The sequence below is a fragment of the Leeuwenhoekiella sp. LLG6367-2.1 genome, assembly GCF_045055775.1.
Lineage (GTDB): Bacteria > Bacteroidota > Bacteroidia > Flavobacteriales > Flavobacteriaceae > Leeuwenhoekiella > Leeuwenhoekiella aequorea.
On the sequence record NZ_CP159331.1, the window covers coordinates 769,689 to 783,405 of the forward strand.

Sequence of the window (13,717 nt, forward strand, 5' to 3'; positions counted from 1 at the left end):
GTTGTGTTGGAGTTATATTTTAGTTTGCTTCTTCCGGAGCATACGCACCGGTTTTAAGCCAGGTTATCCACGCCTCCTTAAACTCGGCGTGACTCATAGGTGGCAAAGATAGCCCTTCTGCGGGATGCCAGCCTGCTTTTACCAACGTATCTTCTGCGTGAGCAATCAACTCTTTAATCGATTTATTCCCATTTGTAGATTTATCGATAAGCTGTTTAGCTAATTGGTTCGCAGTTCTACCTTCAAAAACCATTTTCATATCAGCAGGAGGCAGATGCCATTCGGGATTTCCCGGGGGAGCATGTATACCCGGCGTGTTTTCATTTTGATGACAATTAGCACATTTCATCGCATACACCCCTTTACCATCTTTCCCTCGGTGAGGAGACATACCATGCAAATGGCTGTCATCTCCCTGTAAAGGAATGTCTCCAGAAGGGTGACAGTTCATACAACGCGGGTGCATCAATACCGAATAGACTTTTTTAAAGGCTTCTTTAGAAGCAACACTGTCTTTTTTAAGGCTTGAGAGTGTCATATAATTTTCGTTATCAAAATTCTTTTCAGACATACCTACTGAAATACCCAAAACTAAAAGAATCAGAAAAAAACCAATACCTGAGCGGACTATTTTTCTTTGTTTTTTATGTTTAAATAGAATCATAATTTCTAATTGAAAAGTTATTAGGAACTGCTTTTATTGATATCTGCTGCAAGATGAATCGCCTTACGAATTCTGGAATAGGTTCCACAACGGCAAATATTACCTGCCATCGCCAGATCTATATCCTCATCGGTTGGATTGGGGTTCTCCTTTAACAATACAGCTGCAGACATAATCTGACCGCTGTGACAATATCCACATTGCGGCACATCGATTTCGGTCCAAGCCAGTTGTACCGGATGATCGTTATTTTCTGCTAAACCCTCGATGGTCACTATTTTCTTATTTTCAGCGCGCTTAACTTTTGTAACACAAGAGCGCACGGCTTCGCCCTCAAGATGTACAACACACGCCCCACACTGTGCCACACCACATCCATATTTTGTACCCGGCAGATCTAAATGATCTCGCAATACCCATAGAAGAGGTGTTTCGGGATCAACATCTACCTGCAGATCCTTTTCGTTAACGTGTAGTGAAATCATAATGTATATTTTTAAGCTGTTCAATTCTATTAAAGATACTAAATACCTCTATATATTATTTTTGTGATAAATAGGTTTCTTTTGTAACCACATCAAACCACTGAGTAGGCCCTTCAGACCTATCTGTAATTGCAATCTGAACAAAAGCTTCAGTATCACTTGCGCCGTGCCAATGCGGCGTATTTGGAGGGCATTTCACGGTATCCCCTTTTTTTAAGATGCGTTTAGGACTTCCTTTTTCCTGATAAAAACCGGTACCAGAAATTGAAATAATGATCTGACCCGTAGGATGCTGGTGCCAAAAAGTACGTGCACCAGGCTCAAAAGTCACTACGCCCGCAGCAGTTGTATTCACCTCATCTGCTGTTATTAGCGAATTGAGATAAGCATTACCTGTAAATACAGGATTGTCTAGTTTTTCTCCTCTGGGAAATATTAAATTTTCGGTTGCACTCAAGGCTGAAGAAAGCGCTGGTTCTGAACTCGTAGTTAACTCTGTTAAAAGCAATTTTCCTTTATAAGCTTTTTCTGATCCTGCCTGAGTTTCAATCAGATTAATAATTTTGTTCATTTGAGTTTCAGTAACTCCTTGTTTAATCGCAATACCTATATGTCCGCGTGCCATGGGGTCGAGGTCGCCCATTGTTAACAATGCACCTACTGTTGCAATTTCACGCTCCTTGTAACTAAGTACTCCTCGTTTAAAGATATCTGCAAAAAGATGTTCTTTAAGAAAAACCTCAATCACAGGAACTGTTTTAGCGTAGCCCGCCATAGGTCTGTTATTAATTCCGGTTAAATCAGCAAGAACTTCTTTCCCTATTTCATATTTATTTCCCGCATTCAAATCAGTTGCTGCCAGTCCCTCCTGATCCTGAATACCTTTATTTATTCGATCTTGAAGAACTTCAGTCAATGTATTTATAGCCATTAGGCTTCTGGGAAAACCACAATAAGCGTAGAGGTGTACTAATTCCTCCTTTACCTGATTTACCGTCATTCCAGCGTCGAGACCCGCGTGTAATGAGGCATTAAGCAATTGCGTATCGCCCTTTGCTGTAGCGATTGCTATTGAAGCAATCCCTTGTTCTACAGGGCTCAGTTCATCTTTAGATTGTGCAGATGCAGAACCAAATGATAAGCTGTAAAAAATTAGCACACTTATTACGATTAAAAGGGTTGACTGTTTTACATTAAACTTTTTCATAATTCTATATATTAGAAGTCGATTCTAGCCAGCCAATCATCTAGCTTTTCTTCTACTTGTGCTGCTTTTTCTCCTTCCATAACAAAAAGGATCCCGTCTCGTTCTATGCCGCCTTCCACTGAAAATGCTTCCAATATTTTAGAATTAGGACACAATTCATTAATCGTTCTTATGGAGCTTCCTAAACCGTATCCGGCATTGGTATTAAATGGTAAAATGGTTTTACCTGAAAGATTATATTCTGTCAAAAAACTTTTTATAGGTGGCGGGAGTTGCATTCCCCAGGTGGGAAACCCTATAAAAACCGTATCATAATGATCCAGATTATTAATTTTAGTTTGTAAAGGAGGTAAAAAACCGGCTTCATTTTCTTCTGCTACCTGAGCTACAATTTTCTGATAGTTCTCAGGGTAAGGGTCTTGTAATTCTATAGCAGTCATGTTACCACCGGTTTTTTTCTGTATCATTTGAGCTACCGCCCGGGTATTATTTGTACGCGACACATAAACTATCAAAATAGGCTGCGCTTTATTTTCAGTTGAATGCTGCATAGTTTTTTCTGCCTGACCTTGACAGGAAAGGGTAAATACGACCATAAGTAATACTAAATACTTCATCTAATTTCTATTCGCCTGGAGGCCCCGTTAGTAGTTTTACAAATGATAAATTTGCCAGTTTCCAGCCATCGTCTTCATATACATAAACCTCGGTCACCATAAAACGATTTGTCACTTCATTGCCTCCTACTTCAGCTAAAAGAGTGATTTCATTCAAAAGAATTGCCGTCTCACCGATTACATCAACAGATATAGTATGGACGTCTGCTTTTTTATACCAGATTCCTCCACTACCTATAATTGCTAATTCGCGATCTGTACCCCAACTGCCGCCCATATGTACAAACTGAGCTTGAGGATGAAAAAAATCTTTAAGTTCACTTACATTTTTATCTGCCATCCATTGCCATTTGTTTGCGGATAGCTCTTTAATTTTAGATTCTGTATCCTGCGCGTGTAATTGAATGGTCATTAAAAGCATTAAGACCAAAACCACATTCTTTACAAATTTTAGGTGTTTCATAATTTTAATTTTTAATGAACGATTTTATGAGTATCACGAACGCTACTAAACGTTAAGTCAAGCAGCTTCCAGGCATCATTCTGCATTTGATAAACTTCAGTTACTGTAAACTCGGTTGAAACATCATCGCCTCGCACATGCGCCACTAGTGTAATTCGATTCCATACGATTACAGTTTCTCCAAATTCTTTTACAACAGTATCTTGCACATTAGCTTGCTTGTACCAAATACTGCCACTTTCAATTATCTCTAATTCCCGGCTCTTATCCCAGGAGCCACTCATATGTACAAAGCGAGCATCTTCATCAAATAAGTCCTTGAGCTTATCTACATCCTTATCTGCCATCCACTGCCATTTATTCATTGAAAGTTCTTTAACCTGTTTTGTTACATCACTATCCTGAGTAAAGCCAACCTGAGTAAAGAGGAGCATAAAAAATCCTACTATTTTATATATGTTTTTCATTCGATTGTATTTTAAAATTCAATTAATTCTCTATCATTTTTTGCATTTGCTCTGGGTAGCGCGCACCCTGAATATCAATTGTATTCAGAGCATTTTCAATTTTTTATAAATGCGTTGTTTCTAATTTAATGGCTTCACTCCCTATATTTTCTTTCAATTGGTGCAATTTTGTCGTACCCAGAATGGGTACGATCCTAGGTTTTTGCTCAAGCAGCCAGACAAGAGCTATTTGTGCAGAAGTAGCTTCTTTTTCTGTTGCGATTTTTCCTAATATTTCTACTAAAGCCTGATTGGCTTTTCTATTTTCTTCATTAAACCACGGAACACTATTTCTAAAGTCGTTATCACTAAACTTCGTTTTATCATCAATTTTTCCGGTTAGAAAACCCTTTCCTAGAGGACTAAAAGGAACTAAACCAATACCCAATTCATTTAAGATAGGAATAATTTCTTGCTCAGGTTCTCGCCACCAAAGAGAGTATTCACTTTATAAAGCAGCAACCGATTGAACGGCATGTGCTTTCCTAATAGTATTCGCTCCTGCTTCAGATAAACCAAAATGCTTCACTTTTCCTTCTGTAATAAGATCTTTAACGGTACCAACCACCTCTTCGATGGGCACATTAGGATCTACACGATGCTGATAAAATAGATCAATCACATCTGTATTCAATCTTTTTAAAGAAGCTTCAGCAACTTCGCGTTTACGTTCTGGACGGCTGTCTAATCCCTTACCTGCGACACCCTCCTTAAAACCAAATTTTGTTGCGATTATCACCTCCTTACGGAAGGGTTTTAAAGCTTCACCCAACAGTTTTTCATTTACAAATGACCATAAGCTTCTGCTGTATCAAAAAAAGTAACAGCTTTATTATAAGCATCTCGTATCAATTTTAGAGCAAGACTTTTTTCAGTGGCAGGGCCGTAACCAAAACTAAGTCCCATACATCCCAATCCTAAAGCCGAAACTTCTAAACCACTTTTTCCTAGTTCTTTATTTTTCATAGCTCTTTATTTTGTTCCTTACAAAGTTCAATTACTTTACCGCTCCTATTTGTATATGAATTACTGCCTTTATTACCATTTTTACCGTTTGCAGTGTGAGCTCCAAAATTCTTAAAACCAGTTCGGTATATTTGCTGGTATACAAAAGCATTTGGTTATGAAGGACATTCTAAAAGTAGAAACGATATCACAATACAATACATTAAAGGAAATCGCTAACAGACATCCGTTAATCACGTGTTTTGATAGTGCCGATGCAAAACCCTTACAAAGCGGAAAATTCAACTTTGGTTTTTATGCCATTTTTCTAAAAGGTGTAAACTGTGGAGAATTACAATACGGTCGCAACACCTATGATTATGAAGCGGGCACTTTAGTCTTTATGGGGCCGGGACAAGCGGTTGAGATCAAAACTCAAAAGGATTACAATCCTAAAGGCAATGCCTTACTCTTTCACGCTGATTTTATCAAAGGAACTCCCCTTGCCTCGAAAATTCATACCTACACATTTTTTTCTTATGAACTTAACGAAGCGCTTCACCTTTCTGAAAAGGAGCAACAAATCGTAAAGGATCTATTTTCTAAAATAGATTATGAACTAGAACAGTCTATAGATAAACACAGTAAACAGATCGTATGTAATACCATAGAGTTACTTTTAAATTACTGTGAGCGCTTTTATGAGCGCCAGTTTATCACCCGAGAAGTTTTAAGCCAAGGTGTTGTTTCAAACTTTGAACGCATGCTTCATGCTTACTTCAATTCTGAAAAGCCACAAAACATCGGACTTCCTTCTGTATCTTATTTTGCTGAAGAATTTAATTTATCTGCAAATTATCTGGGTGATCTCATCAAAAAAGAAACCGGAAAATCTGCTATAGATCACATTCATTTAAAACTAATTGACCTCGCAAAAGACCGCATTTTTGATGCTGATAAATCAATAAGTCAAGTCGCTTATGAATTAGGGTTTAAATATCCACAGCATTTTAATAGGTTATTTAAAAAAAGTACCGGATATACGCCTAGAGAATATAGAAACCTCTAATAATAACGTTTATTTTATTCCTTCACTCTCTAATTTAAAAAGGAAGGTATACACAAAGCATTCAGAAATCCAATAAGATTATAGTATTCGCTTAGAAGTCTGAAGTAGTTTTCAATTACATATTTCATCATGAAAAAAGTTAAAAGCCTCTAAGTCTTAAAATACCAGATAAAGCTAACACCATATTACACTATTACAAAAAAAGACCAAGCAGAAAATAACGGCTATGTTTTCCCTTTTTTAAAAAATACTAATTCTTACGGCAATGAAGATATTTTAGAAAGACAAGAAATGCAACTAAGCTATTTAATAAATACCTGAAACGGATAGCCCTACAATGATATATAAGAATCTATCAAATCATATTGTTCGACATAGTTTTGCTAATATTAACGGGGACAAGACCCACCCTTTAATGCTACAAAACTTTATCGACACAGCGATTTAAAGACTACCTTAAATTATCAAGCGAATTTTATTCACAAGGATAGGGATGATGCACTGGACAGCGTAATCAATTTCTGAAAATTTCTATAATTTGTAAGAAACCTTCAAAATAAGTGTTCTGGGCTGAATAAATGTACGCTGATCTGTAATTAGAAACTGACTGAAGGAATTGCTCGCTCGATAGCGAATGTCAAAAATGTTCTGCCCTTCGATCTCAAAACCCCAGGCGCTTCCCTCCTTTTGGTAAAACAAACTCGCTCCCGCTTCCTGAAAGCGATTGATTTGATTTTGAGTTTGATTCTCGTAATAAGTAAACTCGTAACTAGCCTTTAAAATAAAGTCTTTTAAAAAGTCATAATCGAGATAGGCGAATGGCGTTACCCGCTGAAAATTACTATCAAAAGTATCTGAGCTAAAATCACTAAAACTGTGACGGACTCCGGCTTCTAAGTTAGGCCAATCGTCAAAAGAAGTTTCAGTTTTGAAATTGTAACTATAATTCACAGACTTATAAGCGAGCGTCTCATTATTCACGATTCTTGAGTAATCAGAAAGGTTTAAATTTCCTCCCACTGTAAAGCGATAATCGCTTATTTTTTTGGAAAACGACGCATTTGCACTGTAGCTATTTTCAGGAAGATCTGTATAGATCAGGGTGTTAATCTGGTCTATTCCTTCGATTTGAGTGGTGTTGCGTATCGCGTTTTCTGTATGTCGATAACTCAACCCGGCATTCATAAAAATGCCACGGTACAAACTAAATTTAGAATAGAACAGTGACGCGCTGTGTGAGAGCTCATTTTCCAGATTTTCATTCCCTGAAAACAAACCATTAAAGCTACTTAAGCGTAAGCGGTTTGCCAACTGGGAGGCATTGCCAAACTGAGATTGTCTGTTGTATTTCAATCTTAATTTTTCTCCGCTATTCATTTCCCATTCTACAAGTAATTCTGGTAATAATACTGCTTTTCCGGCTCCTACTTCCCGGGTTTCAAATTGATCTACTGTCCAGAAATAATAGTGATATAATAATCCTGGCTTAAATATAAAGTCATCAGCTTTTGCCTTATACTGAAATCCAAAATAGCTATCACTCAACTTAAAATTTACATCGTTGTTAAAGCCGCCGTCTGTAAAATCGACCAAATTCCCACCATTTAATTGTTGGGTATCTCGGGTATTGTAGGTTTGGTGGGTTACATTGATGCCGGCTTCGGGGTAAATATGGTGAAAGCGATGCAACACCCAATAGTGCTTTGCATTGATATTGAAATCATACTTTGTAGACCGCGTAGTTTGGAGCAAATTATAGGTATCATCTTCTGTATTAAACGGAATAATACCCGAAAAAACAGGACGGTTAAACAACCAATCGCGGTCATTTTCATTCCGGCTGTATTGAAAGCCGGCCTCTACTGTACTGGTGTGTTTGTATGAAAATTGACGGTTGTAACTCAGATCTGTTTTAAAATCTAAAGATTGCGGTTGGATCTGTGTATCTACAAAGGTATTTTGATCTGGTGTTTGAGAAATCAATCGGTTTAAACCGTCGCCTTTACTGGTCTTTAAATAACTCGCAGCATAAAAATCTACATCACTATCTGGTATATACCGCAAACGCACTTTATTAAGCGTAAACAAGAGATTGTTGTTACTTGTCGTCGTGCGATTTTCTTCCTGGCGATCTCCGGTTAAGTAGGTGAAATCACTCTCGTTTCGGGCTTCGAGTTTTCCGTTAGAGACAATAGAGTAGGCATCAAGGTCTGTCGCTTTACTGAGTTCTTGCGAAATGCTAAATGCACCGAATTCATTTTTATTATACACAAAATCATCATTGTTTAGAAACTGTGCAAAATCATCATTGCGCAGGTTAAAATAAGCCGAAGGATCTTTGCTCAACAAACTGAAACCGCCTTCAAAATTGATGTAATCACTCAAAGAAAATGACTTTTGGCCAATGTTATTAAAATCACCAATAGCATTCACCGCCGTTTTAGAACTGTAGTAAAATAGGTTAGGGTGTATCAAATACCGATCTTCAAGTCCGCCACCAACTTCTATATCTCCAAAGGCAAACTTCTTTTTGCCTTCTTTGAGTTTGATGTTTAAGACCATCTTATCACTATCGCTAAGACCTTTTAAGAATGAAACTTCGTTGTAGTTATCTATAGCCTCGACCTCATCAACTGCATCTGCCGGAATATTATTAACGCCCAACTTCTCGTCACCGGTAAAAAAGTCTTTCCCCTCGACCATAAGCTTGGTAACTTCTTTACCATTGACTGTGGCATTACCATCGCGGTCAATTACAACTCCCGGTAACTTTTTGAGTACATCACGCAATTTGCGTTCTTCTCCTGTTACAAAATTATCCGTACGGTAGGTGATGGTATCTTCGCGTACTTTTACTGCTAAGCGCTGCTTGATCACAATCTCACCCAGTTGATCGCTTAAGGGTATCATGATAAAGTCGCGCTCCGCATCCTGTGTTAGACTAAGGGTATCAGTGATTTTTGTGTAGCCCATATAACTCACTTCTACCCGGTAAGGAATCCCTTTTTCTAAACGCAGTTTATAAAGCCCGTGCGGACTCGAAATCGCAAAACTGGTTTGTGCTCCCTCTGTCTGCGGAAACGCTAAAATATTGGCGTTGGGCAGCGGCTGATTTAAAGTGTCTTTTACAGTGCCCGAAAGCTGTGTATTTTGTGCAAAACACAACACAGGAAGTGTAAAGTACAGAGCTATAAGTAACTTATTCAAGAATGTACAATTTTCCATCTGTCCCTCTTTGAGCTTTCAACAAGATTAAATTTTGATTATTTGGCCCACTTAATTTTCAAAAAATTCTTTTGTTTTATTAGCTAGTTTTTTAATCTCGTCATTATATACCTCTTGTGATACCATTCCTTTTTCATCAGGTTTAGTTATATCTAATGTAGTCACTTCTTGTATATTTTTTAATCGTAAAATATAACCTATATTGGATTTCACTTTTACTTCCACTATCAATCCCGGCAAGCCTTCAAAGTCGGCAGGTCCAGTATTATACGGCAATTCAGGAACGTACCAAGCCTCAATGGGAAACTCAAAAGTTCCTTTAGAGTTAATCACGGTTTTAGAAGAAGTAGCTTTGAATGCTTCTAAATTATTAATGATCTTTCTTTCTTTACTTAATTTCCAATCGTAACGCCCTAGCGTATCCTTTACGGTGAAATTCTCATTGAAAGCTGAGAATTTTTCGATCAAAAAACCTTTGTTAGTATCCATATACACATTATGATTAAGATTATATAGACTGGTCGCCAAAACACTCATAGAAGCTGCTTGAGCATCATTGGGCATACCCTCTTCTACATCATATACTGAAAGATTCCCCTCAATTCGTAGCTTTGGCTTTTTCTCTGGCAGCGTTTTGGCTGCGCGGGTTACCATATTCCAAAAACCAATTTCTTTTTGTGGTTTTTGCTCCTTGTTTTCTATAGCGACCACTTCATAATCTACTATAAGTGCTTTTTGTGAAAATATGTTAGAAGACAATAACAAAGAAAACAATAGTATTTTGCTAAATTTCATATTTTGAAAAATTAAAAAAGGATATATTAGGAAATATATCCTTTAAGATTACTGTAAAATCACATTAAGTAATTCTTTAGGTTTCTATTGACCTCCCGTTTCTTGATCCTCCTCACAAGCATCAATTACAGCAAGAGCAATTGCAGCCGCCTGCTCTTCTGAAGTACCATTTGATAGGGCTGCGTCATAGGCTGCATCTCCTTGGGTATGACAACTTGCAAAAGAAATAACATTAACAGTCAAAAAGAGAAAAAACGTTAAATAGACTTTTTTTTTATAATAAATAAAATTTTAAAAAAATTAAACAATAGATTTTGTTTCGAAACATTATAAAAGTAACTATCTAAATATGTTTAAGGCGATCAAAAACCTTACTTATAGTATGGTTTTTGTTTTTACAAAAAACCCCAATTCTTAGCATTTAAAATAAGCCCACGATCAGATTGACCTTCAACTTCTAGAAGCGCTTTCCGGCATTAGTACTTTATATTCTATCCTGCTGCTTTTGACCTGTGCGAGACATCCATAGGAAACAGCAAAAAAAATAGTAGTAAAAAAAACATTGCTTATACTAGGCTATTTGCTCAGTCTAATTCTTCAAATAGCTTTTATACTTCGCGTTAGCCTCTTCCTGCGTAATTATTTTATATTTAGGAAGTTTAATCTCCACTGGCTCGTCTCCATTTATTACAATAGCTGTAGCCTTAAAAACCAAATCCTCTCCTACTTGAACTTCTAGAATAAGCCCGGGAAGACCGCTGTATACATAAGGGCCGTATTGCACAGGAATCTCTGGTGTGTACCAAGCGATAAAATCCCGTTTAGCAATCCCATTCCTACCTTCAATCATTCTGTAACCTTGAACTTGATACGCAGTGTAGATGCCTATCTTCTTGGTTTCATCAAGCAAAGTCCAATGCGGTAAGGATTCTTCAACAAGTACATTTCCTAAATTACCACCACTTTTTAAAATCTGATGAGGGCTTTGTGAAGTATAAACTTCATATTTAACACCTGAAACGATGTCTAATATTTTAACTCCTTCATCAGGTTTATTTAAATCTAATACGGCACGTGAAAGTGAATACTTTTTATCAAAATATAGAATAAGTTCCACTGGTTTAGTGTTTTTATACGTATCTCGCATCATCATCTTAACCATTGGACTAACGTCCTTTTTATCAATTTCCTTTAAGGACTTTTTTGAATCTAAAGTTACTTGATAATGAATTTCGCCAGTGTTGATTTGAGCAACACTTAAGAACGGTAGTACAAGTAGAAGATAAATACAAAGCTTATTTTTCATAAACTACCTCTAAAACTAAATTATTAGTTGAATTTAATCAAAAGATTAATATGAAGCACATTATATCCTAAATTTTTTATCCTCTTGATTTTATAAGCTTCAACCTATCAATTATAAACTGATCATATTCTTCTTTAGTGAGCGTTTTTCCTTTTTTAGGGACTTCTATTTCTTTACAACGATCATCAAGTTTGAGTGCCGTAGCGCGAAAGGTATAAATCCCATTTTCAGAAGCTTCAAGCACAAGTCCCGGCAGTTCGCCGATTCCCTGAGGTCCCGGCGGGAAAATTAAGTTCTGGAGCAAACCAGGCGACTTTACGTTGCTGTCTTATCGTCAAGTCATTATTTAATTCTTTTTTAAAAGTAATGGCTTTAAAGCAGGTATAGCCTAAAATATCCTTTTGTTCGTTAGTGATTTCCCAAGCTCCGAAGCGTTCTTTGGTTAAGCTAATATTCAATGGCTCGTAAGAATTAATTTGCCTAAAGTGAAGTGTATCGTTGCGATAATAAATTCCTCTTCCTCCCGTCAACGAACGCCCAGTTTTTCATCACCGGTAAAAAAGTCTTTGCCCTCGACCATAAGTTTAGTTACTTCTTTGCCATTGACGGTGGCATTCCCATCCCGGTCAATCTCAACACCGGGTAATTTTTTAAGGATATCCCGCAGTTTGCGCTCTTCTCCGGTTACAAAATTATCGGTGCGGTAGGTTATGGTATCTTCTCATACTTTTACCGCCAAACGTTGCTTGATGACGATTTCACCCAACTGATCGCTGAGGGGTCTCATGATAAAATCACGCTCGGCATCTTGTGTCAGGCGTATGGTATGTGTAATTTTATCATACCCCATATAGCTTACTTCTACGCGGTATGCGATACCTTTTTCCAGACGTAAGCGGTAAAGACCTTCTGCACTGGAAATTGCAAAACGCGTCTGATGACCAGTTTCCTGAGGAAAGGCCAGAATATTGGCATTAGGAAGTGGTTTAGCTAAGGTATCTTTTACCGTGCCAGTTAATTGGATGTTTTGGGCGTGGCTAAAGGAGAATCCCGCTAAAAATAGCAGGATTAAAACAACTTCTTTTTTCGTTAGACAAATTGGAATCAAAAGATAAATCGGTAATAAAAATTTAAATAATTCATGCAATTTTATTGATTATCAATAAACTTACTTTTTAAACTAATTAAAAGCCTGTCAAATTCATTTTGACTCATCGGGTGTTTATTTTCAATTTTCTCAATTTCTATATTTTTTAGACTCTCAATTTTTCTTGCAGACACAATAGCACCCTTGTGCTCAATTTCAACAATTAGACCTGGGAGACCTACAAATATATCTGGTCCAGAAGATAAAGGGATACTTGGCAGGAACCAAGCCTCAACATCCAATGTTTTGCCAGTAACTGGCTCGTAATAGGAACCTAAAGCCCGACGTGCCTGATATCCTAATATGACCTTTTGATCATCCTTAATCTCCCATGAAAAATCAAAAAGTCCACGCTTAACATAAAAGTCTTTACCTACTAAATTCTTAATGAATGTAATACTATCCTTAGTATATGAAATATAAACGGCCTTGTGAAAAGAAGGAAATCTTTTGGCCGATTTAATTAAAATACTTTCTAGTGCCGTTAAATCACCCTTTTGCAAATCAGCTTCCTCTTCAAAAAATGACTCCGTTGAAGAAGTTGTTAGGCTATAATTTAAATTTTGGGCATAGTCAAAAACCTTTCCAAAAAATATTTTTCCACGATCATCGAGACTGTCCAAGGAGCCGTGCATTTTCGCTTTTGATATACCGTAAGTAACCTTATAATTATGTTGAGCGGAAACGCTCTGAATAAAAAACAGATTGAGTAAAACAGTATAGATAAATATTTTCCTATCATTCATAATTAAAAAAGATTAATCACAAGTTCCTGTTGACCTTAAGTATGCGATAAAATCGCGCTTTACAATTCCCTTACTACCTTCAATCATTCTGTAACCTTGAGCTTTATACGCAGTGCATATGTCTATCTTCTTGGTTTCATCAAGCAAAGTCCATTGCGGTAAGGATTCTTCAACAAGTACATTTCCTAAACTACCACTACTTTTTAAAATCTGATGAGGGCTTTATGAAGTATAAACTTCATATTTAACACCTGAAACGATGTCTAATATTTTAACTCCTTCATCAGGTTTATTTAAATCTAATACGGCACGTGAAAGTGAATACTTTTTATCAAAATATAGAATAAGTTCCACTGGTTTAGTGTTTTTATACGTATCTCGCATCATCATCTTAACCATTGGACTAACGTCCTTTTTATCAATTTCCTTTAAGGACTTTTTTGAATCTAAAGTTACTTGATAATTTATTTCACCGTAATTAATTTGACTATTCCCAACTAATGGCAACAACAGAGCTATTAAGAATGCAAAGAATCTCATAA

General features: G+C 36.9%; 16 protein-coding genes and 1 pseudogene. 1 reads left to right on the forward strand and 16 read right to left on the reverse strand.

Features of this window, described 5'->3' with window-relative positions:
- Positions 1-19 precede the first annotated feature (19 nt).
- The 8 genes and pseudogenes from ABVM53_RS03580 to ABVM53_RS03615 form a co-directional block, all read right to left on the reverse strand.
- Complete coding sequence (locus tag ABVM53_RS03580) at positions 20-664, reverse strand: hypothetical protein (RefSeq protein ID WP_405329592.1); 645 nt, start codon at positions 662-664, stop codon at positions 20-22.
- 20 nt (positions 665-684) lie between these two features.
- Entirely contained in the window at positions 685-1,149 is a 465-nt protein-coding gene (locus ABVM53_RS03585) for a (2Fe-2S)-binding protein (RefSeq protein ID WP_371456892.1), read from the reverse strand.
- A 55-nt stretch (positions 1,150-1,204) separates the two neighbouring features.
- Positions 1,205-2,356 (reverse strand): carboxymuconolactone decarboxylase family protein, encoded by a 1,152-nt coding sequence (locus ABVM53_RS03590; RefSeq protein ID WP_405329594.1) that lies wholly within the window; start codon positions 2,354-2,356, stop codon positions 1,205-1,207.
- Positions 2,357-2,367: 11 nt separating this feature from the next.
- Positions 2,368-2,973 carry a flavodoxin gene (locus ABVM53_RS03595; protein WP_405329597.1) on the reverse strand — a complete coding sequence of 202 codons (606 nt, stop codon included), beginning with the start codon at positions 2,971-2,973 and terminating at the stop codon, positions 2,368-2,370.
- A 7-nt stretch (positions 2,974-2,980) separates the two neighbouring features.
- Complete coding sequence (locus ABVM53_RS03600; protein WP_405329600.1) at positions 2,981-3,436, reverse strand: nuclear transport factor 2 family protein; 456 nt, start codon at positions 3,434-3,436, stop codon at positions 2,981-2,983.
- Positions 3,437-3,447: 11 nt separating this feature from the next.
- On the reverse strand, positions 3,448-3,903 hold the full coding sequence (locus ABVM53_RS03605) for a nuclear transport factor 2 family protein (protein ID WP_405329603.1): 456 nt from the start codon (positions 3,901-3,903) through the stop codon (positions 3,448-3,450).
- A gap of 103 nt (positions 3,904-4,006) precedes the next feature.
- A pseudogene (locus ABVM53_RS03610) lies at positions 4,007-4,681 on the reverse strand (aldo/keto reductase).
- Between the two features lie 44 nt (positions 4,682-4,725).
- Complete coding sequence (locus ABVM53_RS03615; RefSeq protein WP_405329606.1) at positions 4,726-4,908, reverse strand: hypothetical protein; 183 nt, start codon at positions 4,906-4,908, stop codon at positions 4,726-4,728.
- 157 nt (positions 4,909-5,065) lie between these two features.
- Here ABVM53_RS03615 and ABVM53_RS03620 point away from each other — a divergent pair, with 157 nt between their 5' ends.
- Positions 5,066-5,956, forward strand: coding sequence for a helix-turn-helix domain-containing protein (locus tag ABVM53_RS03620; protein WP_405329608.1), 891 nt, complete (start codon positions 5,066-5,068; stop codon positions 5,954-5,956).
- A gap of 531 nt (positions 5,957-6,487) precedes the next feature.
- On the opposite strand, the gene ABVM53_RS03625 is transcribed toward ABVM53_RS03620, so the two are convergent.
- The 8 genes from ABVM53_RS03625 to ABVM53_RS03660 all read right to left on the reverse strand — a co-directional run bounded on the left by ABVM53_RS03625 (position 6,488) and on the right by ABVM53_RS03660 (position 13,715).
- Entirely contained in the window at positions 6,488-9,163 is a 2,676-nt protein-coding gene (locus ABVM53_RS03625; RefSeq protein WP_405329611.1) for a carboxypeptidase regulatory-like domain-containing protein, read from the reverse strand.
- Positions 9,164-9,232: 69 nt separating this feature from the next.
- On the reverse strand, positions 9,233-9,976 hold the full coding sequence (locus ABVM53_RS03630; protein WP_405329614.1) for a GLPGLI family protein: 744 nt from the start codon (positions 9,974-9,976) through the stop codon (positions 9,233-9,235).
- Positions 9,977-10,060: 84 nt separating this feature from the next.
- Positions 10,061-10,219: a hypothetical protein gene (locus ABVM53_RS03635; protein WP_405329617.1), complete on the reverse strand. Its 159-nt coding sequence runs from the start codon at positions 10,217-10,219 to the stop codon at positions 10,061-10,063.
- A 346-nt stretch (positions 10,220-10,565) separates the two neighbouring features.
- Entirely contained in the window at positions 10,566-11,282 is a 717-nt protein-coding gene (locus tag ABVM53_RS03640) for a GLPGLI family protein (protein ID WP_405329620.1), read from the reverse strand.
- 76 nt (positions 11,283-11,358) lie between these two features.
- A complete protein-coding gene (locus ABVM53_RS03645) occupies positions 11,359-11,586 on the reverse strand; it encodes a hypothetical protein (RefSeq protein ID WP_405329623.1) in 228 nt (75 codons plus the stop codon).
- Between the two features lie 417 nt (positions 11,587-12,003).
- Complete coding sequence (locus ABVM53_RS03650) at positions 12,004-12,429, reverse strand: carboxypeptidase-like regulatory domain-containing protein (RefSeq protein WP_405329626.1); 426 nt, start codon at positions 12,427-12,429, stop codon at positions 12,004-12,006.
- 2 nt (positions 12,430-12,431) lie between these two features.
- On the reverse strand, positions 12,432-13,175 hold the full coding sequence (locus tag ABVM53_RS03655; protein ID WP_405329628.1) for a GLPGLI family protein: 744 nt from the start codon (positions 13,173-13,175) through the stop codon (positions 12,432-12,434).
- Positions 13,176-13,397: 222 nt separating this feature from the next.
- Positions 13,398-13,715, reverse strand: a complete 318-nt coding sequence (locus tag ABVM53_RS03660) for a hypothetical protein (protein WP_405329630.1) — start codon at positions 13,713-13,715, stop codon at positions 13,398-13,400.
- Positions 13,716-13,717 lie beyond the last annotated feature (2 nt).